Annotated in this window: 20 protein-coding genes; 12 read left to right on the forward strand and 8 right to left on the reverse strand. The window is 44.9% G+C overall.

Going from position 1 to position 20,913, the window contains the following annotated elements:
* Nucleotides 1-123 precede the first annotated feature (123 nt).
* Both ACYVD4_RS21855 and ACYVD4_RS21860 read left to right on the forward strand, forming a co-directional pair.
* Nucleotides 124-558: a YopX family protein gene (locus ACYVD4_RS21855; protein ID WP_460949378.1), complete on the forward strand. Its 435-nt coding sequence runs from the start codon at nt 124-126 to the stop codon at nt 556-558.
* Nucleotides 559-934: 376 nt separating this feature from the next.
* Nucleotides 935-1,828 carry a porin family protein gene (locus ACYVD4_RS21860; RefSeq protein WP_460949379.1) on the forward strand — a complete coding sequence of 298 codons (894 nt, stop codon included), beginning with the start codon at nt 935-937 and terminating at the stop codon, nt 1,826-1,828.
* A 158-nt stretch (nt 1,829-1,986) separates the two neighbouring features.
* Here ACYVD4_RS21860 and ACYVD4_RS21865 read toward each other — a convergent pair whose 3' ends face one another.
* Entirely contained in the window at nt 1,987-2,550 is a 564-nt protein-coding gene (locus ACYVD4_RS21865; RefSeq protein WP_460949381.1) for an RNA polymerase sigma factor, read from the reverse strand.
* Between the two features lie 640 nt (nt 2,551-3,190).
* On the opposite strand from ACYVD4_RS21865, the gene ypfJ reads away from it, so the two are divergent.
* Both ypfJ and ACYVD4_RS21875 read left to right on the forward strand, forming a co-directional pair.
* Nucleotides 3,191-4,045: a KPN_02809 family neutral zinc metallopeptidase gene (gene ypfJ / locus ACYVD4_RS21870; protein ID WP_460949382.1), complete on the forward strand. Its 855-nt coding sequence runs from the start codon at nt 3,191-3,193 to the stop codon at nt 4,043-4,045.
* A gap of 214 nt (nt 4,046-4,259) precedes the next feature.
* Entirely contained in the window at nt 4,260-5,033 is a 774-nt protein-coding gene (locus ACYVD4_RS21875; RefSeq protein WP_460949383.1) for a M48 family metallopeptidase, read from the forward strand.
* 56 nt (nt 5,034-5,089) lie between these two features.
* Here the strand turns inward: ACYVD4_RS21875 and ACYVD4_RS21880 are convergent, their stop codons facing one another.
* Nucleotides 5,090-5,953 carry a sugar phosphate isomerase/epimerase family protein gene (locus tag ACYVD4_RS21880; RefSeq protein WP_460949385.1) on the reverse strand — a complete coding sequence of 288 codons (864 nt, stop codon included), beginning with the start codon at nt 5,951-5,953 and terminating at the stop codon, nt 5,090-5,092.
* A gap of 222 nt (nt 5,954-6,175) precedes the next feature.
* Between ACYVD4_RS21880 and ACYVD4_RS21885 the strand changes: the two genes are divergently transcribed.
* Both ACYVD4_RS21885 and ACYVD4_RS21890 read left to right on the forward strand, forming a co-directional pair.
* On the forward strand, nt 6,176-7,324 hold the full coding sequence (locus ACYVD4_RS21885) for a glycoside hydrolase family 5 protein (protein ID WP_460949386.1): 1,149 nt from the start codon (nt 6,176-6,178) through the stop codon (nt 7,322-7,324).
* Between the two features lie 285 nt (nt 7,325-7,609).
* Nucleotides 7,610-8,779, forward strand: a complete 1,170-nt coding sequence (locus ACYVD4_RS21890; RefSeq protein WP_460949387.1) for an outer membrane protein assembly factor BamB family protein — start codon at nt 7,610-7,612, stop codon at nt 8,777-8,779.
* Nucleotides 8,780-9,433: 654 nt separating this feature from the next.
* Here the strand turns inward: ACYVD4_RS21890 and ACYVD4_RS21895 are convergent.
* The 5 genes from ACYVD4_RS21895 to ACYVD4_RS21915 all read right to left on the reverse strand — a co-directional run bounded on the left by ACYVD4_RS21895 (nt 9,434) and on the right by ACYVD4_RS21915 (nt 11,885).
* Nucleotides 9,434-9,658: a hypothetical protein gene (locus ACYVD4_RS21895; RefSeq protein ID WP_460949388.1), complete on the reverse strand. Its 225-nt coding sequence runs from the start codon at nt 9,656-9,658 to the stop codon at nt 9,434-9,436.
* A 98-nt stretch (nt 9,659-9,756) separates the two neighbouring features.
* Complete coding sequence (locus tag ACYVD4_RS21900) at nt 9,757-10,056, reverse strand: winged helix-turn-helix domain-containing protein (protein ID WP_460949389.1); 300 nt, start codon at nt 10,054-10,056, stop codon at nt 9,757-9,759.
* Nucleotides 10,028-10,702, reverse strand: a complete 675-nt coding sequence (locus ACYVD4_RS21905; RefSeq protein WP_460949391.1) for a hypothetical protein — start codon at nt 10,700-10,702, stop codon at nt 10,028-10,030. Before ACYVD4_RS21905 ends, ACYVD4_RS21900 begins: the two co-directional genes overlap by 29 nt.
* A 32-nt stretch (nt 10,703-10,734) precedes the next feature.
* Nucleotides 10,735-11,109: a diacylglycerol kinase family protein gene (locus ACYVD4_RS21910; RefSeq protein WP_460949392.1), complete on the reverse strand. Its 375-nt coding sequence runs from the start codon at nt 11,107-11,109 to the stop codon at nt 10,735-10,737.
* A 68-nt stretch (nt 11,110-11,177) separates the two neighbouring features.
* A complete protein-coding gene (locus ACYVD4_RS21915) occupies nt 11,178-11,885 on the reverse strand; it encodes a DUF1361 domain-containing protein (protein ID WP_460949394.1) in 708 nt (235 codons plus the stop codon).
* 351 nt (nt 11,886-12,236) lie between these two features.
* On the opposite strand from ACYVD4_RS21915, the gene mazG reads away from it, so the two are divergent.
* The 5 genes from mazG to ACYVD4_RS21940 all read left to right on the forward strand — a co-directional run bounded on the left by mazG (nt 12,237) and on the right by ACYVD4_RS21940 (nt 18,466).
* On the forward strand, nt 12,237-13,067 hold the full coding sequence (mazG, locus tag ACYVD4_RS21920) for a nucleoside triphosphate pyrophosphohydrolase (protein WP_460949396.1): 831 nt from the start codon (nt 12,237-12,239) through the stop codon (nt 13,065-13,067).
* Nucleotides 13,068-13,116: 49 nt separating this feature from the next.
* Nucleotides 13,117-13,854: a metallophosphoesterase family protein gene (locus ACYVD4_RS21925; RefSeq protein ID WP_460949397.1), complete on the forward strand. Its 738-nt coding sequence runs from the start codon at nt 13,117-13,119 to the stop codon at nt 13,852-13,854.
* 168 nt (nt 13,855-14,022) lie between these two features.
* Nucleotides 14,023-14,361, forward strand: coding sequence for a hypothetical protein (locus ACYVD4_RS21930; protein ID WP_460949398.1), 339 nt, complete (start codon nt 14,023-14,025; stop codon nt 14,359-14,361).
* A 5-nt stretch (nt 14,362-14,366) separates the two neighbouring features.
* Nucleotides 14,367-14,810 (forward strand): hypothetical protein, encoded by a 444-nt coding sequence (locus tag ACYVD4_RS21935; RefSeq protein ID WP_460949400.1) that lies wholly within the window; start codon nt 14,367-14,369, stop codon nt 14,808-14,810.
* Nucleotides 14,811-15,064: 254 nt separating this feature from the next.
* The gene (locus tag ACYVD4_RS21940; RefSeq protein WP_460949401.1) at nt 15,065-18,466 is read left to right on the forward strand and encodes a M36 family metallopeptidase; all 3,402 of its coding nucleotides are present in this window, start codon (nt 15,065-15,067) and stop codon (nt 18,464-18,466) included.
* A gap of 49 nt (nt 18,467-18,515) precedes the next feature.
* Here ACYVD4_RS21940 and guaB read toward each other — a convergent pair whose 3' ends face one another.
* A complete protein-coding gene (gene guaB, locus ACYVD4_RS21945; RefSeq protein ID WP_460949402.1) occupies nt 18,516-19,988 on the reverse strand; it encodes an IMP dehydrogenase in 1,473 nt (490 codons plus the stop codon).
* A gap of 426 nt (nt 19,989-20,414) precedes the next feature.
* Between guaB and ACYVD4_RS21950 the strand changes: the two genes are divergently transcribed.
* Nucleotides 20,415-20,822, forward strand: coding sequence for a hypothetical protein (locus tag ACYVD4_RS21950; protein WP_460949404.1), 408 nt, complete (start codon nt 20,415-20,417; stop codon nt 20,820-20,822).
* The last annotated feature ends 91 nt before the right edge of the window (nt 20,823-20,913 follow it).

The following is a 20,913-nucleotide window of genomic DNA, read 5'->3' on the forward strand; positions in this document are numbered from 1 at the left end:
CAAGAATTTTATATCGTTTTTTTGATTTGTTCGTATCCTGTTTTAACGAATAACTCTATTCAACATGTAAGATTATACTTTACGATTGTTTTCTGTACGTTTACGTAGAGAGATACTACTACAATGAGACAATTAAAATTTAGAGCCTGGACGCGGTTTAATACCATTTACAGAATGGACTATCTGTCGGGCTTTTTCTTGTATGGAGAGGAAGAGGGACAAATACACCTGTTTATGCCTAATAACGGGGGAGATTTTGTTGTTCCTCAAAAAAACGTAGTTCTTATGCAGTTCACGGGGCTTGTCGATAGCGATGGACGTGATATTTATGAGGGGGATATCATTAGTATTGATGATAAAACCACGTACAAAGTTTTCTGGGATGACCAGAACTGTTATTGGGCGATCCTGTCGCGTCAGGGTGATGAAAATGGTCCTTATGGTGGCGCGTTAATTCAAAATACAGGTTTTAGTAAATCGCGAAGGCGGATCATAATTGGCAATATTTACCAAAATCCAGAGCTTTTAACGGAAGAAACGCTAGAAGTAGAAGAATAAATCAACGTAGCACGGAGCGGAGCTGCTACGTTGATTGGGTTTTGAGGCTATCTCAGCCAGCATCTTGCTGGCTGAACTGCTTCAGCAAATAACTACACTGCCCAATTAAGCTAGTAAGGAGCTTGCTGGGATAATTAGATGCGTAATTGCAAGCTCGGCTTTATAGTCGAGCTTTTGTTTTGCAGAACTGCTACGTAGCAATTTATAACTGTGGCCAGCTTCACTTCACAGGCTTATTAATTGATGGAAAGCCATCAGCTCAACTCACCTTTTTACCAATTCACTCAACTTAAATTCCACTTCGTTCGGCTTGTTGCTGCATTGCCGGCGGCAATCTGCCAATTTTGATTCCGTAAACAACAAAAACGAAACGAAAATGAACTATAATTTCCTCTTTATTATGCTGGCTCTGTTGCCATTAAGCGTATCGGCACAGACACGTACAACTACCCGTAGACCAACTACAGCAGCCACATCTGCAAACGCCAATCGGTCGCAGGCGAGTCGTGCTACGTCGGCGCCAGTAAAACGTACGGCTCAGACAACTCGCTTTACAACTCCTCAACCCGCTCAGTCAACACAACAGCCAGTTGCACAGGCTCAGCCTGCCGTTAGCGAGCCGGTGAGCGCACCCGTTGCGCAGGCACCGGTTAACCAGGCTTCTCAGTCTGTGTATACGCAGGCACAAAAACCGACCAAACAACGCCCGGAAAGCCGTTTTCGGTTTGGCGTACGTTTGGGTGCTAATTCATCCTCTATAGGTGGAGCTGATGTTGCATCGGTGGGCGACGGTGTTCAACTAGAGCGGGTAACTGGTTTTCACGGTGGGGTTGTATTCAACATTGGCGGCCCTGTATTTTCTGTTCAACCCGAAATTCTTTTCAGCCAGTATGGCACTCGTCTGGCTATTGGGTCAGACTATCTGCAGGTTAAATACAATCTGGTCGAAGTTCCGATACTGTTAAAGGTTGCATTTGGGCAGCCTAATGTCCGATTCTTCGTAAACGCAGGTCCTGTAGGTACATTTGCAGCTAATGGAACGGTTTCTGTGCGAGAAAGCGGTCAAACGGATTCGCAGTCAATAGATCTTAGTCAGGAGGGCCGTTTCAATTACGGCGTATCAGGTGGAGCTGGCGTTTCGATAAAAGCTGGACCCGGTTCGGTACTGCTGGAGGGCCGCTACAGTTATCTGGTTGGTAGCGACGACAAGTCGACCCCTCAGAATGCTATGATTTCTGTTGGATACCTTTTCCCATTAGGCGGGCGATAAAAAGATTAGTTACGTTAGAATGTCATAGGTTAGGATTGTGGAATGCCCGAAGCGTATTGCTCCGGGCATTTTTGATTCAATAGGAGATAATTACAAAGGTGGGATGTTCCGAGATAATGTGCTCGGAAACGTATTAAAAGCTTATAACGAGTATACAATTAATCGGCTAAATCATACGAGTATTTTTGCCCGTATAGACGCTGAAGTTTATCACGTGTTCGTTTCAGCCGCATCTTAATTGTGCTCGATTTTAAATTGTATTTCTGTGCAATGGCATCGATACTCATTCCATCTTCATACTTGAGTCGGAGTAGAGTGCGTTCCTTGGGCGACACGGTTTCCATGGCCCGTTTCACTAGAAACATCGTTTCTTCGTGAATGGCTGTGTCTTTCAGTTCCGGAAAGTCATGTTTAACAACATCTTCCAGTGTAATGGTGGTCAGTCGTTTAGCCAGACGAATCTGGTCGGAGCAATAATTGAACGAAATAGAATAGAGCCAGGTAGAGAAACTTGATCGTTCCTGAAACGCATCCAGCTTATTAAATACTTTTAAAAAAATGTCATGAGTAAAGTCTTCTGCCTGTTCCGAGTTTTTAGTCATCGACAAACATCGTCGGTATACTTTGTTCGCGTAGCGGTTGTAGAGCGTCTCGAAGCAATGCGAGGGCTGACTGGGGAGGTAGCGACGAATCATCTCTTCGTCTGACAAACGAACATTCATGGGTTATCATTAAATTATATTTATGGGCTATAAGTAAGGTACGCATAATTGGGCTATTTAGATAAATGATGTGGAAGAATTTTACTTAATGAAAATAAGAGACAGGATGTAAATTTAAATTTACCATATCTGGCTTTTACAATATTAATCATAAGATTAAATATCTGTTTTATAAATACTTGAAATTTTAACTAATAATAAATTATTGATAAAATTATAATTGCATTTATTGTAAAATGGTTAATAAAATTGTAGGTAATATCTGTAATACTTAACTAATAGTTACTGAATATTTTTATTGATAAATAAAGTACATACTTGTAAGCGTCTATGAAACTATTTTAAGAGGTTACCAAAATCAAGGAGTACGCTGACAACAGTATGAAACAGGGAATAAGCTTTTACTTTATGACGTTGTGAGCAGCAATCAACCAACTTACACTAAGTAGCAAAGTTCGTCTTATACAAACTTTGAGTTAATGGACAGGCCTTTTACGTATCCTGTTCCTATTGTAAAATGTAGTGGAGCAGACTAAAGGGCTGAGTTTCGGTCAATAAATTAGCCGTTGCCAAACATTTTATGCGTAGAAACTGTAATCTTGCCATAAAGAATCGTAATACGTATTAATCAAGAAAAACTATGCGTTGGTTAGGAGGTCGCGAAAGCGATAATGTCGATGATCGCCGGGGAATGGGCGGAGGAGGAATGCTGGTTGGGGGCGGAATAGGTACCGTGGTTATAGCGGTGATTGTTATGCTGTTAGGTGGCGATCCGTCAGACATTCTGAATCGGGGCGGTCAGACTCAGGTAACTCAGGCACCAGCTAACCAGAAGGCTGATGACGAAGCCGCCCGATTTACCCGAAAAGTACTGGCTAGCACGGAGGATATCTGGACAAAGATATTTGCAGAACGGGGAGGGCGTTACCGACAACCTACATTGGTTATGTTTCGGGGCGTCACACAGTCGGGTTGTGGCACGGCTTCAGAAGCGTCGGGGCCGTTTTACTGCCCTGCCGATCAGAAACTATACATTGACTTGTCGTTCTATGATGAACTTAGCCAACGATTTGGTGCACCGGGTGATTTTGCAATGGCCTACGTAATATCGCATGAAGTGGCGCACCACGTTCAGAATCTGCTCGGCGTTATGCAACAAACCGACCAGTTGCGCGCCCGTATGAATGAACGACAGTATAATAAAGTATCAGTACGTCTGGAGCTACAGGCCGATTTTTTTGCGGGTGTGTGGGCAAATCAGGCACAAGGAAAAAGCTTTGAATTTGAACCTGGCGATATTGAAGAAGCCCTTAGGGCGGCTAATGCCATTGGCGATGATCGCATTCAAAAAGAAACCAGAGGATACGTAGTGCCCGACGCGTTTACGCATGGTTCATCAGCGCAGCGCGTTTATTGGTTTAAAAAAGGCTTGAAAACTGGCGACATTGATCAGGGAGATACGTTTAATAGTAACGAAGACGCGAATCTTCAATAAAACAACGTCACATTGACTAAAGACGCTTAACAACCTGTTGTTGAGCGTCTTTTTTATGGTATATATTCCTGTTTAAAATCGTATTCTAACAGGTTAGTTGCGTATACAGACGATGGCTATTCAATAGTAATAGTAAACTTTTTGTGCGATAGATAGTCAATATTGAAAATCTATATTCTGTAAACAACGAGAACCTTTAACGTTAACTCATCATATGAAAACCTTCATTCAGTTGTTTATTCTGGCTTTGGGTATTCCAATAATCGGTGTAGGCCAGAGCAAAGTTGACCCTAGTCTCGTACAGGCAGGCATGGATGCGCTTAATTCTGCCTTACTGTCTGATGCACAAGTGGCGGAATACTCGCGGCAGGCGGTTCTGCAAATGGATGCTAAAAATCCAATAGCGGGTCCCAGCGATCCATACACATTGCGTCTGAACAAAATTGTTAGTCGTCACCGTACTGTTAGTGGCTTACCGATCAATTATAAAGTTTACAAAGTGTCGGATGTAAACGCCTTTGCTACGGCCGATGGAAGCGTGCGTGTTTTTAAAGGACTAATGGATATAATGACCGATAATGAATTGCTGGCCATTATGGGCCATGAAATTGGGCACGTAATAAATCGTGATACCCGCGATGCTATGAAAAGTGCTCTCAGACGCTCGGCGGTACGTAATGCCGCTGCATCAACATCGGGAACAATTGGTCGGTTGTCGCGTTCGGAGCTGGCCGGTGTGGCCGATTATTTATTAGGAGCATCATTTAGTCGGCGTCAGGAAACCGAAGCAGATGATTACGGTTACGATTTCCTGAAACGTAACGGTTATAACGTAATGGCTTTGGCTACGTCCTTCGAAAAATTGGCCAAGATGAATGGGGGAGGGCAAGGAGGTAAAGTCGCTACTATTTTATCGACCCACCCCGATAGCAAGAGTCGTGCACAACGTGTGCGCGACCGTGCCCGAAGAGATGGATTGGTACGTTAATAGAAACGCCCGTTTGCTACGTAGCAAACGGGCGTTTTCGCTTGTTTACGATGAGATTACTCGCGCAGACTTTTCAGATAAGCAATACTTTTGGGCATTTGCTCGTATTCTTTATTGCTTTCATCTTCAATAAAATAGTGTTTTACGCCCGCCTTTTTTGCCAGTTTTAAGATTTCAGGAATGTTGACCTGACCATCGCCCAGCACTACGTCGTTTTCTGGAGGAGTACCGCCGGTTAGATCACCTTTTACACCTTTTTTGAGGTCCTTCAGGTGCATCAGTTTATAGCGATTACCGTACTTTTTCAGTAAAGCTACCGGGTCGGCTCCGCCATGCTGCGTCCACAGAATATCCATTTCGAACGATACGTATTGGGGATTCGTGTTCTTTACGATGTAATCGTATAAAGTGCCGCCCTCATAGGGGTGAAACTCATAACCGTGATTGTGATAGCAGAACGTAACACCGTTCTCCTTCATCACCTTACCGATTCGGTTAAAGTCTTCAACGGCTTTTTTCGCGTTGTCGATATTGAAGTTGCCCTTTTGATGAGGAATCCAGGCGCACATAATATACGTGGCTCCCAACGCCTTAGCTTTGTTGACGGCTTCCATTGGATCTTTCACCAACTGCTCATAGCCACCACCCGTAGCCGGAATTTTTATACCCCGCTCATCGCACAGCTTCTTGAACTCAGACTCGGTCATGCCTTTGGGTGCTCCACCTTCCATTTCGGTGATACCCAGTGCTTTAATGGTATCTAACGTAGCAATAATATCTTTCGGGAAGCTATTTCGATACGTATAAGCCTGAACACCAATCGGAAATGTATAAAGGGGTTTGCCTCTCTGAGCAAAAGTATTGGTCAGGCTGAGCAGAAATGGCGCTGTCAGGCACAACGCGAGCAGGATTTTTCTCATGGTTATCTGTCTCTTTTTGTTTTTTAGAAGCCATTGACCAACAGAGCAGTCAGCAGCACGCAGATTAACTAAGGTATAGCTTGGCTTTGGGAAAGCAACCTTTTGTTTGCGTACATAAGCATCAATCAGGCTGGTTTTTACTTAGTACGCTCTATAATTCGATTTGATGCAACGGTCTTCTGGTTTGCGAGTAGATCAATGCCACTGTTTACTCTTTCGTTTATGCAACGTAGGACGTTTATAGAAAATGCCGGAGTGCTGGGAGCGGCCCTGAGCATAGATGGCCCAGAACTTTTTGGAAAGTCGCAGTTACGCAACGTAACGAAGAACAAACTTCCTCAATGGAAAGGATTCAACCTACTGGATTTCTTTTCACCTGACCCGGCCAATAGCCGCCCTGCCACCAAAGAAGATTATTTCAAATGGATGCAGGATTGGGGTTTCGACTTCGTGCGTCTACCTATGGCGTATCCGGCTTATATTAAGTTTGACAGAAGCCGTAATATTACGCCCGACGAAGTATATCAGATTGATTCGCAATCAGTTGATCGAATCGATCAATTGGTGTCGCTGGCGCATAAGTATAATCTGCACGTTAGTCTGAATCTACACCGGGCGCCTGGTTATTGCATCAACGCAGGGTTTCATGAGCCTTATAATCTCTGGATCGATCAGGCCGCCCTTGATGCTTTTTGTTTCCATTGGGGTATGTGGGCGAAACGTTATAAAAACGTATCGTCGCAGCAAATCAGCTTCGATCTGCTCAACGAACCTAGTATGCGAGCCGACATGAATGATCAGCACTCGAAACGTAGCACGGTTCCGGGCGAAACGTATCGAAAAGTGGCGCAGGCAGCTGCAAAAGCTATTCGTCAGGAGAATCCAAAGCATCTGATTATTGCCGATGGAAACGATGTAGGCAATTCAGTTATTCCAGAGTTGACGGATCTGGATATTGCGCAGAGCTGCCGGGGTTACAATCCGGGAATCATTTCGCATTATAAAGCACCGTGGGCAAACAAAGACCCCGACAATTTACCCGAACCGAAATGGCCGGGACAGGTAGGAGATAAATACCTGAGTCGGGCTATGCTCAAAACTTATTATAAGCCCTGGATTGAACTCGTAAACAAAGGAGTAGGCGTACACTGCGGTGAGTGTGGATGTTGGAACAAAACACCACATGCAGTATTTCTGGCCTGGTTTGGTGATGTGCTCGATATCTTGAAAACTGGTGGTATTGGGTTTGCACTCTGGGAATTTGCGGGCTCTTTTGGTATACTCGATTCTGGCCGTACCGACGTAGCGTATGAAAGTTGGTATGGTCATAAACTTGATCGTAAACTACTTGATTTAATCAGAAAACATTAGCCGACAAACGTAGTGATTTATAGAGGTATTGGTAATATGAGGTAAGCATAAATAGCCAATATGTGAATATGAGTATAAATGCGCATTGCTGAGATTATTTTGAATGTATATGGAGTGGGACTTGCCCGAGAATAATAAGCCTTACTGACCCGTTAACAAACATTTAATACAACAAGTATAAGATTCAGATAATAGTGATACTAATACTTTATTAGGTGCTATTACTCATGAATGGCAAGCCGTGACCTATTCGTAACTTGTCGTCATACACCAAATTTTTTGGTTATGACAAAACTCATTACTCAACTACCTTATTTATTAGGAGTTCTTTTCAGTTTTAGCTTCATCAACGGCCAATTTACGGCAGACAATCGTGCAGAAGGGACCACCGTTTATATATGCTCGCAGGATGGTACGTTGTATGCGCTGGATTCGCGAAATGGAAAAGCAAAATGGCAAAACAAACTAAGTCGCGGCCCTATTAATGCCGCGCCTATTGTGGCAGAAGGATTAGTGATTCAGGGCGTTTCTTCAGAGTCTGCACTATGCGCTGTTGATGCCACAAACGGTACGTTACGATGGAAATATCAGATAGGCACTGGGCCTGTATTTTCGGCTCGGATAGCTGATCAGACTGTGTTTTTTCTGACCGATAATGCCGCGCCCTGGGATCTTACCCGTAAGAATTTTACTACTATTCACGCAGTTGATATACGAACGGGGCAGCGTAAGTGGTCGTTTCAGGCGGGAGAACAGACAAAAGGTATACTCGCTTCGGGAAATGCGACTGAAAATTGCCCAATTGTCAATCAGGGTATTGTTTACTTCGGAGGAAATGACGGTACGTTTTATGCACTCGACAGTCAGAGTGGTACGTTACAGTGGCAGTATAAGTCTGGGTATTCGTTTCATTCCAGTCCTGTTTTTGCTAAAGGAAATGTTTATGCTGGCGATGACTTGGGTAACCTCTTTGCGATGGATGCGAAGACAGGTGCGCTGAAATGGAAAACTAGGGATTCGTTTGCCATTCATACGAACATCGCCACAGATAATGATTATTTGTTTGTGCCCTACGATGGCCCTCCAGCTTTAACAGCCTATTCGTGCGAAAACGGTTCGCGACGCTGGTCGTTTACCCCAACAAATTTTATTGGCTCAGCTCCTTCGCTGATTCATGACTTTATCTACATCAATTCGAACGACGGAAAACTCTATGCAATAGATTCTCGTAAAGGAACGTCAACCTGGACAAAATCTATTTATCAGCCGAATACAACGCCAACTGTTGTCGATGGAATTATGTATGTGGGGAGTGGTAACAAATTATGTGCTCTGGCTACTCAGGACGGCAAAGAAAAATGGGCGTTTACTGCAACATCACCTATTATAAAAAGTGCCTGTGTACAGACCTTTAACGGTTCTGTTTATCGAGGGTTAGGTGGAATACACCCCTGATTTTGTTGAACGACTAAAATGGCTGGCTGAAAAATAGACAAATTTCAGCCAGCCATTTTTATTACTGAACAATAACACGCTGTATAGTACGTCGAGTTGCTGACTCGGCCCGAAGCAGGTACAGACCAGTGCTAGTCTGTGGAATTGACCACTCAAATTGTTGGCGACCAACAAAGGCTGGAATTTGAACGTTCAGGATTGCTTTTCCCATTAAATCGATCAACTCAATCTATACAGCTTCCCGAATGGGCTGGTCAATCTCAAGCCGAAGCCGCTCAGTTACTGGATTTGGTACAACCTGAAGACTGAGCGAAGGGTTGTTTCTATGGCGGTTAGAATAAAACTGAAAGGTTCAGAAGCAGGCGAAACACACCCATTAACTGTTGCCACTACGTAAAAAACTATTGCTTTCAAAAGTGGGTAAACGTAGCCTGCGTAGCGTTAATTACTGGTTTGCAGGTTGTTACATCAAAACCACTATATCATTGAACGCCCGATTGCGTAATCGTTGGTTTGGGCGGGATAGGATTCTGGGCGGTTAACCTACCAGAAGTAGGCACTGCACATCGATTTTTATCCGTCACTGTTACGGTATATTCGCCTTCAGGCAAACGGCTAACCGTCACGCCAGAGCCCAGCGAATCGCTAGGCTTTTTAGTCTGCCATGCATATATAAAACGGCTCCTGACCACCTGTAACTTTTACAGTTGCACTGCCATCTTTTTCACCTGCGCAGTTCACATTTTTCAGCACCAACGTAGCAGCAGTTGCATTGCCAATCGTTACCGTTTTTGTAGTTGAACAGCCAGTTTCGTCACGTACTGTAACAACGTACTGCCCAGAAGTTAATTTAATCAACGTGTTCTTACTAAGCGGCATAATCTTTTATAAGGTTACATAAGGAGTCGAAACCCGTTGTTGATGGCTAACTAATGCCAGCTATCAACGGGCCTCTTGTAATTTAGGAAATAGGCGTGTTACAAATTCTTGATAAACGCTTCCAATGCGTTCAGGTGGTCGGAGAAGGCCTGTTGGCCAGATGGGGTGGCCGAATACGTAGTGTTTGGTTTGCGCCCCACAAATTGTTTCTGCACCGATACGTAGCCCGACTCTTCCAACGCACGCAGGTGCGTGGCAAGGTTGCCGTCGGTGAGGCCGAGCAATTCTTTTAGCGCGTTAAAACTTAGCGAATCATTGACCATTAAAACCGACATGATGCTCAGCCGCGCTTTACTTTCAAAAGCTTTGTTAAACTGAGCTAGCAGGTCGTTTTTCATGCGTTATGTTACGTTCGTACTTATAATACATGGCCATACCATACACAATGTGAAGTATGCCAAAACCAATTGCCCACGTCAATAAATTAAAACCGGGTAGAAACAGCGATAGCATTCCGAGGCCAATTTCGCAGTAAGCCAGCGACTCGACATCACGAAATGTGTACTTGCTACCATTCAGCAAAGCTAAGCCATAAAAAATAAGTGTGGCCGGAAAAGCCAGCCAGATAATATTATAGTAGAGCAAAGCCAGACAGAAAACGCCACCTGTTGCCAGTGGAATGGCCAACGCCCACACCAACCGTTGCGATGACTTGTTCCAAACATTTAGGCCCTGTCGGCGGGCTTTACGAACGGTGAAATACGAACCAGAAAGCAAGGCCAAAATCAATACGCCTACGGCTACCTGTATAAGAAATTCGACGAGTGTCTGGTGTGTAGCATTATCGTATCGACCGAGTTGATCATGACTAAGAATGGACAGCCAGTCTGTACGTAGTCGTAAATAAACAACCAGCGCACCACCGAGGGCAACTAATCCTGCCGATACACCAGATAAACCGCTTAACGATAGGAACTTTGAAGAACGCTCCATCAAACTGCGAATTTCCGTCAGTGTTTGCAGGTGTTCGTGCGATTCGTGCATGATAAAGAGCGAAATAGAATAAGTGAACGAATTTAATACGTATCAATAAGATCGATCAGACGACCGCCCAAAATAATAATACCAACAATAGAAGCCGTAATCGCCATTAACAAAACCGCCCCTGATGCTACGTCCTTGATTGATTTGATTTGCGGATGCAGCCCCGGCGATACAAAATCACACAACTTTTCGATAGCGGTGTTAACTGCTTCGGCAGACCAGACTAGCCCAAACTGGGTGATCACAATGGCCCACTCGATTCGGCTCAAGTTTAGCACCAATCCGGCCAGAACAACCAGACCCGCTATGAGCAGATGAACTTTGGCATTGTTTTCGAACCGAAATAAATCTAAAATACCCTGCCCGGCAAATCGAAAACTGCGAATCACTTTCCGAAAATCAATCATTCGGCAAATTTACCGTTAAAATAATCGCTTCAATACGTTAAAGGAAGGCTTTGCTGGTAACATAGTAATCAGGATTTTTCTTCGTGGTCTACGTACCAGTAAAATGCTACGTAAAAAATCACCAGTACAAAGCCATAAGCCAGCGTTATTTTTACACTCAGATGGTCTTGATAGGCAAATGCAATGGCTTTGGTAAGGGATGAAGGGCGGTTCAATATGTCCCAACTGTTCCAGCGGCCAAAGCGTCCGAGATAAATACCAAACCCTGACAGAACCTGACTCATCAGAATCAATGTCCAGCTTAGCCAGGGCTTCATCAATGGTCGGAACATGCGGTGTACAATAAGTGTGGAATAAAGACCAATCAGCAATCCGGTAAGCGCGAACAAAAACAGTGACATTGTATCGAACCATAGCAGCGGTTGAGGAATGTGGTTGATATGATAAAGATCGGTAATGATGTAGGGGGCGTTAGGTAGAAAGGCCAACCACAACAGCAGTGCGCCAATCATCAACCAGCGGCTCTGAAACCACGTAACATTATTGCCTTTCGCTCGTAAGTCGCGTAGAATCAGAACAACACCCAGCGGAAACCAGGCCAGAAATAGATTCCAGGTGAGCATAATAAAATACCACCAGTTTCCGGTTAAAAAACCTCGAACGGCAACCAGACTTAATCCGGCAATAGTTAGTAAAGCCAGCACGTGAATGCCTTTTCCGGGTCGTGCATTACGAGGAAACGTTAAATCCTGATAGTTTGCAGTAGTTGATTGCATAGTAAATAAAGTACTTTGTTTTGCAAAGTAAATTCAAAAAACAATCAATAGTCAAGAGTGAAATGAAAAATCTATCGAATGCGGTTAGTTACCGATTTTGAATGAGGTACGTTTGGTAAATTTTACGGCCTCTACTTCTGTGCAGATGTCTATTTACAGCTTATTCTATTCATCTTTTCTCTTGTTTTCGTTAGCTTTACCCGCATACGTAGTGCATACTGACGCTACCCAACTGAGCAAACATACGCCCGAAAGTAGCCGTTATCATGCCGAAAGACTTAGCATACTAATCCGTTTTTATTGAACCGATAAGGCCCATTTTTGCCGTGAACGTATCGGTTTGTGATGCCAATGAAACAATTTCAGGAACTGCCTCCCCGGCGTCAGGAACAACTGATGGCCTTCGATCGATTACTAACCATCATGGATGAATTACGGGAGCAGTGCCCCTGGGACCGTAAGCAAACGCTGGAGAGTCTGCGACACCTCACCATCGAAGAAACCTATGAACTCTCTGACGCCATTCTGGAAAATGATCGGGCTGAAATATGTAAAGAGTTGGGCGACATTCAGTTGCATCTGGTTTTTTACGCACGAATCGCATCGGAAGTTGGCGTAGATTCGCCAGATTATTTCGACATGGCCGACGTACTGAATAAAGTTTGCGATAAGTTGATTAACCGCCATCCGCATATTTATGGTAACGTAGTGGCCGAAACCGAAGAGCAGGTAAAGGCCAATTGGGAGCAGCTTAAACTGAAAGAAGGGAATAAATCGGTATTGGGGGGCGTACCGGGTTCGTTGCCTGCGCTTGTAAAAGCCATGCGGATTCAGGAAAAAGCGCGGGGTGCTGGTTTCGACTGGGAAGAGAAACAGCAGGTTTGGGAGAAAGTAGAGGAGGAAATGCAGGAATTTCAGCAGGAGTTTAACGTAACGTCGAACCAAACCATTGATCCGCACCGGGCCGAAGGCGAGTTTGGTGATTTACTTTTCTCACTGGTCAACTACGCCCGATTCATAGACATAAACCCCGAAACCGCCTTGGAACGTACTAATAAAAAATTCATCAAGCGGTTTCAGTATCTGGAAGAACAGGCGCGCGTCAACGGTAAAACGTTGAGTGAAATGACCTTGGCTGAAATGGATATATACTGGAACCAAGCTAAAGAAACGGGGATTTAACTGCTTTTGAACCTGGATCTGGCAGGTGCGGTTCAGACAACTTTTTCCAATGAGAATAGCATTTATTACCGATATGCACCTCGATGCAGAGGGGGAAAATCCGTCGAATGTCGATGTGCGTCATAATTTTCAGAAGGCTCTGGCTTATTTAAGTGAGCTAAAACCCAATTGTGTTGTCGTTGGCGGAGATATCAGCAATAAGGGGGGCGACGAAGCAATTTATCATTGGGCAAAAAGAGAACTGGATAAACTGCCGTACCCATACTTTGTCATTGCAGGGAATCACGACGATTCGGCGATGATGGCCAGTGTGTTTAAGCTGATACACAATCTGAATGAGCGTGAACTTTATTACGCCTTGCCACTAGAAGGTAGACCAGCCTTATTTCTTGACTCCAGTAAAGGTGAATTTTCTGAAGAACAGTGGGCATGGTTAGGAGATTATATGAAAGCACTGCGCGATACCAACGTAGTGATTTTTATGCACCACCCTCCGCTTCCGGCCGACGTTCTGTTTATGGATACGAAATATCCGTTTCGGGAAAGTGAACGGTTTCTGGACATGATACGTGAATTGCCTTGCCATGTCACGGTTATTTGTGGGCATTACCATGTTGAAAAATTAGTTCAGCGAGGTAATCTGCTTGTGCTTGTTTCGCCGTCGACGTTTTATCAGATGAAACAGGATACGCCCGGATTTGCCGTCGATAATTATAAAATTGGCATTCGGGAAGTGAACCTTACAACACACGGAACCATCAGCGCAGTACATTATCTCGAACCTTGAGTCTATTCGGTGCCACGTATTCTTACGTCTATTTTCGAGGGTAACGTAGGGCTACGTAGCTAAAAATCAGGCATTAATACGTTAGATAAGTTCCGCACTTCTGCGCTAAAATCACCGCTGATATTCAGTGACTTTTGAGAAGTTTTCACCAATAATAACTTCTCAGATATGGAAACGCGTAAAAACAGTAAAGGCAGCGAATTCCACATATTGCTAAGTGGTATGAAACTTCCGGCCCAGCTCGAAAACAAAATTGCAGCGGGCATTCAATCAGTTGTTGCATCGGCACTGGCTGGCTATCCAAATCCCGATGATCCTGATGGAAATGATGGCCCCGTTGGCGGGGGAGGAAATCCATTTCCTGGCGGAGGTGGCCCGCATGTGGTTATTCCGTCAATTCGTTGGAAAGGGTATTGGATCAAGGCACTTGGCGATGACTTTCGGGTTAGTCTCGATGAAGTGAAGATTCAGCAGGAAATGCTGCAAAAAGGTGTACAAGGCTTTTAATCGCGATGATAACGCCTACCACCACGCTTTGTCCTAGCGCACGCGCCGAAGAAGGCGCGTTGCTGCTGGGCGTTGTTCGGCCAGATAAATCGGTTGGTTTTCTAGCTGAACCTGAGTTGCTAACTGCTGAATTAACGGAAGCTGTTACGTCTATCGAAGCGCCTGAACGACATTTTCGGTTTGCAAATCGATGTGTAAAATCTGGCTGTAACCAATGGCGGGAAGGCCGATGCGGAGTTATTGACATGGTTATGGCTCTAAATGCACATCTGGCCGAGCCAGCGGCATTGCCGTTTTGCGCTATTCGATCACAATGCCGATGGCATAAACAGGTGGGTGCTACGTCATGCACAGTTTGTCCGTTTATCCTGACTGATTCTACCGAAACCAACGACGAACGATTAGAGTATATAGAATCCCATAATTTGGCAACGAATCATGAGCTATAGTGATCTAAAGTGCATAGATTAGGGGTAGTAAAAAACAGCTATTAATTTATTTATAGCCCATGATGTAGTTGGAATATGACCGAATACACAATTATAGGTGTATAATGAACCTGTATTTTACTGGTCTATTAAAATGATAGTTATCTTGTTGTCAATTCAAACCGCTTTTAAGCGGTTTTTTATTCTCGATTTCCCCTCTTTTTATGAAACACCTTTACTGTCAGGCGAGAAAATATTTCTTTCCTTGTATATCTATGCTTGTTGCCGGGATTTTGGATTCAACACGGCTACATGCTCAGGCACAGGTAGAAACGGCTCGACAATACGTAGCAGCCAATGTGCAGCAACAAAAATTGGCTCCAACCGACATCGACGGGCTTACCGTTTCCAGCTCGTACCTGTCACCCTCCACAGGCTGGTATCACGTTTATTTCAACCAAGCTTTCCAGAATATCGAGGTCTATAACCGTATGATGAACGTAGTGCTGATGAATAATCAGGTTTCCTACATGAATCATAATTTTGTGTCTAGCCTTGGACTATTTCCTAAGATGGGTACTGTAAAGAGTGCCATCAGTCCGGTAATGGCCTTACAAAAAGCGGCATCGAACGTCGGATTAGCTATGACCAGCTTTGCGCCAATTCAGGAATTGACCGCAACGAAGCTGGCAGACGGTACGTTGACCCGAGCTACTTATTCGCTGTCTGAATTATCGAACGAGAAGATTGATGTGAAGCTTTACTGGTTGCCAGTTGAGAAAGAAGGTAAAGGAGAGTCGAGACTCGATAGGCTGGCGTTGAGTTGGGGCGTTCGATTGTTGACTAAAGATGGAAAAAATAGATGGAACATTCATGTGGATGCTACGTCGGGAGAGATTCTACGGAAAGTAGATGAGATCGTTCGCTGCGATTTTGGTACACCTAACCATCTGAAAGCTCCTCACGAGTGTAAAGGTGCTACGTTGTCAGGTGATGCGCAGTATTTTGGTGTCAAGAAAGAGTCTAAAGTATTCACTGCCAATGGCTACACAGTATTTGATTACCCCGTGGAGAGTCCTACGTTTGGTTCGCGCACGGAGTCGGTCAATCCCTACAATCGGTTTGTAACAACGGGCACAGGCCCTGGCCCCACCAATGGCTGGCATCATGATGGTGTGAGTAGCTATTCTATAACGCGGGGCAATAATGTGTGGGCGCAGGAAGATGTTAATGATAATGATGGTACGGGTTTTAGTCCTGGATCAGCGACATTGGAGTTCAACTTTCCTTACACGGCTGGGCCAAATACGGCGGCTGGCAACCAGTCTGCCGCCATTACCAACCTGTTTTACTGGAACAACCTGATTCACGATGTGCTCTATAAGTTCGGTTTCGATGAGCCTAGTGGTAATTTTCAGAATAACAACGGTGGCCGTGGTGGATTGGGTAACGATTTTGTGTATGCCGATGCGCAGGATGGTGGCGGAACCGATAATGCCAATTTCGATACGCCACCAGATGGTCAAAATGGCCGTATGCAGATGTATCTGTGGACATCGGCCAATCAACCCGATGGCGATTTCGACAATGGTATTATTGCTCATGAATACGGTCATGGCTGGTCAATCCGATTGACTGGCGGCCCGGCCAACTCGTCATGTCTGGATAATGCGGAGCAAGGCGGAGAAGGATGGAGTGACTTTCTGGGTTTAATGCTTACCACTAATTGGGCGTCGCTGAGTCCTAATCTGGCAAGCGCTAACATTCCAAGGGGTATAGGTACATACGCATTAGGACAATCCACAACAGGCCCTGGTATTCGTCCTTACCAGTATTCATATGACATGGTGAACGTTAATGGTCCTGTTACGTATGGGAAAGTAAACAATGCACATGCATCGACTTTTCCAAGACCACACGGTATCGGTTCTATCTGGGCAACAATGTTGTGGGATATGACTTGGGCCATTATAATGAATGATAACTTCATCGACCCCAACGTTTATAATACACCCAGCAACGTAGCGGACATGCGGGGTAACGTAGCAGCTTTTAAACTGGTAAATGAAGGGCTTCGGTTACAGCCTTGTAGCCCAAGTTTCGTACAGGCACGGGATGCCATTCTTCAGGCTGATCGGATGCTTTTTGGTGGGCGATATCAATGTGTAATTGGTCAGGCGTTTGCTCGTCGGGGTTTGGGGGGTGGTGCGTCTACAGGTTCATCGACCAATGACCGGGTGGTTACCGAAAGCTTTACGCCGATTGATGGGTTCGGGCTGATTTCTCCTACTGCAGCCATAGCCTGTACAGGAACTCCCTTTTCGTATACTGGTGTATCGAATGGCTCAAGTACAAACACGTTCCGTTGGCAGCGGAATGCTGTAGCCGGTATTAGCAATGGTAGTGCCACTGCGAATTTGGCAGTAATAAATGAAACGCTGATCAACACAACCAATGACCCGATTACGGTTCAGTATTCATTTACATTGACTACTAGCTCTGCCGTATGTTCGGGCCAACCAGCATCTGCTACGCAAGTGATTAGTGTGGTCGTTAATCCTGTTCTAGTGCCTACGGTAGCTTCTTATTCAATCTGTCAGAATGGGACAGTCCCTTCCGGGCAGGGGCTTGAAGCTCCAATTCGTTTGTTAAATACATTTAATGGTGCACTGACAACCAGTTCCCCGACCTATGTACGTAATAATACCTTAACCAATACAACGACCTACGTAAGTGGTGGGCCAACGGTTTATTACCAGGCTTTTTCGTTTACGGCTCCTACTAGTGGTGTTCAGACGTTCGAAGTAACTGGCTCCACTTTCACAAATAACGACTCCTTTTTATCGCTATACGAAACATCGTTTAACCCAGGCAGTCCTGCTACTAACTTTCTTCGAAGTGTTGACGACGATGGGGTCGTCTACTTGTCTAAATTTACGCATACCCTTACGGCTGGTACAACCTATGTTGTCGTAGTATCTACCTATGCTACAGGAATAACTGGGAACTTTACGTTCAGGTTGAGCGCGCCCGTATTTTCTCTAGGTGCCCCCAATTGGTATGCTACTGCAACTGGAGGATCGCCTTTAGCCAGTAGTACTGTTTTTAATCCGGTTGGTGTATCTGGTTCGGGCATCCCCAACACGAATACTGCTGGTATCACTACGTTCTATGTATCTAGTCCTGGGTTAGATGCGTGCCGCACGGCTACTACGTTCACCATTTTGAGTAATGCCGCTCCAGTAGCATCAGGTAGTACTACCGTAACAGCGGGCACTTCGATTACGCTCAATGCCACTGGGTGTACTGATCCTGGCTCTATTCTGAAATGGTATCGCACCAGCGACAACGTAGAGGTTAGTATGCCTGTTTCACCCACCGTTACTACGCAATACTACGCTCGTTGCCAGCGGGGGAATTGTTTAAGCGGCCCTAGTGCAAATGTAACGGTAACAATAGCCGTGTTTACCGCCTTTAATTCGGTGCAGGTAGGGAATTGGAATGCTGCCAGCACTTGGAACTGCAATTGTGTTCCCGACGGTTCGCTTCCGGTAGAGGTTTCTCATGCGGTAACTGTACCAACAGGTTATACAGGCCTATCTAAACAACGGGTTAAACTGTTAAGTGGTGGCCGAGTAATAGTGAGTGGAACTGGAAAAGTAAAGCTTGTAAATTAAAAAGCCTGAGAAGGATTTCTTCTCAGGCCTAGGTTCAGGGAGCATCGAATTATCTTGACGAATAATTCGGTGCTTCTTTTTGTATCTGGATGTCATGCGGATGGCTTTCGCGCGAACCCGCCGTTGTAATCTTAACGAATTTGGCCTGCTGTAGCGTCGGAATGTCGATAGCGCCACAGTAACCCATGCCAGCCTTCAGACCGCCAACCATCTGATAAACAATCTCAGAAACTTTGCCTTTGAAGGGTACACGGCCAACAATACCTTCTGGTACAAGTTTCTTGATGTCGTCTTCGGCATCCTGAAAATAACGGTCTTTCGAACCATCTTCCATGGCTTCGACCGAACCCATGCCCCGATACGTCTTAAATCGACGTCCTTCATAAAGTACAACTTCGCCGGGGGCCTCTTCAGTACCGGCTAATAGTGAGCCAATCATAACCGTGCTCGCTCCACCTGCCAACGCTTTAGTGATATCGCCTGAGAAACGAATGCCACCGTCTGCAATTACGGGTACACCGGTGCCCTGCAATGCTTTTGCGGATTCGTAAACGGCTGTGAGCTGCGGCATACCAATACCGGCAATGATACGTGTTGTACAGATACTTCCGGGTCCAACACCAACCTTAACGGCATCGGCACCTGCATCGGCCAGCGCTTTAGCGCCTTCGCCAGTTGCTACGTTACCGGCAATGACCTGAAGTTTCGGAAACTGTTGTTTAATGCCACGTACTGCATCCAATACACCTTTCGAATGGCCATGAGCTGTATCAACACTGATTACATCGACACCGGCTTTTACCAGTGCTTCGATACGTCGGGTAAGATCGGGCGTTACGCCTACTGCGGCACCAACACGTAAACGACCTAATTCGTCTTTACAGGCATTTGGATGGCTTTTCTTTTTAAGAATATCTTTATACGTAATCAGTCCGACAAGGATGTAATTGTCGTCGACGATAGGAAGTTTTTCAATCCGATACTGTTGAAGAATGCTTTCAGCTTCTTCTAACGTAAGACCCTGATGCGCCGTTATCAGCTTTTCGCGGGTCATAATGTCGGTGACAGGTTTTGTAAGATCGTTCTGGAAGCGTAAATCACGGTTAGTCAGAATTCCGACTAGTTTACCGCTCTCATCAACTACCGGAATACCCCCAATTTTAAACTCGCGCATGATTTTGTGCGCATCGCCCAACGTAGCGCTTTCGAGCAACGTAATCGGGTCGATAATCATGCCGCTTTCCGACCGTTTTACTTTCCGAACCTGATCGGCCTGAGCTTCGATGCTCATGTTTTTGTGGATCATGCCAATACCACCTTCCTGCGCCATGGCAATGGCTAGTGCAGATTCGGTAACGGTATCCATCGCTGCCGATATCAGCGGAATGTTTAACTGGATGTTGCGGGTAAGTTGGGTGACGGTTTGCGTATCGCGGGGAAGAACTTCCGAATAAGCAGGAAGAAGGAGTACGTCGTCGTAAGTAAGAGCCTCGTAGAGAAACTTGCTGGTATCTAAGCTCATGAGCAAATAGCAGGTTGTGTTATTTGCCGGACAAAGATACAAAAAGTTTTGGTTCGTTTGTTATAATTCTGTTAAATACCCTTAATGGATGCATTGCGGATTAAGTGTTGTCTGACAGAAATAATTCAATTGAATTTGACGTAAAAGCCTACCGCAACGGATTTATGTACGGTATGGGCCGATATATAATTGAAACGGTTAAAACCTGAATACGCGGGTTGGTAGAATTATGTTAGGTATTTCTGTTTTTATATACAGGATGTGGTTGTTATATAAATGTTAGCAATGGCTTGAGATAGAAATAGATAAAATTTTGGGAAATAAACGGACCGTCAAGCTTTCCCGGTCGATAGATTCAATTATCATACATTCATGTTCTGTATAGAACGCGATATATTAGGGGATTAGCAACTAATTCTTATACTCATGAAAAACTTACTTTTCTTTTGTATTGTGGTCACGCTATGCTTTTCGGGTTGTAAAAAAGGTGAAGAACCCAACCCCGATCTGGCCGCAACCATTGATGGTACCTATACGTTGACGCAGGTTATTCAGGACTCACAAACAATTAATCTGCCATCGAACGGCATAAGTGGCACCATCACCTTTACGCGGCAAAATAGCAACACGACCAATGCCCGGTTTTTTGTGAAACAGGGAACGGCTACTCTGAATGATCAAACCTTTCCTGTCTATCTGAGTGGTAATGCGACCAATGTTGAGCTGTATAATGAGGAAGCTCGGACAACAAAAGTTGGCACTGCTACCAAATCATCGGTTAACTTCACAGTGGTCCAGCAGGGCGTTACCAGTTCGCTGACTGGTAGTCGATAAACAAGCTACCTATATACGTATCACTATAAAAAAATCCAGCCCATTGATGAGTTGGATTTTTTTATAGTGATACGTCGGTTAATGAAGTCAG

Source organism: Spirosoma daeguense (assembly GCF_054776875.1).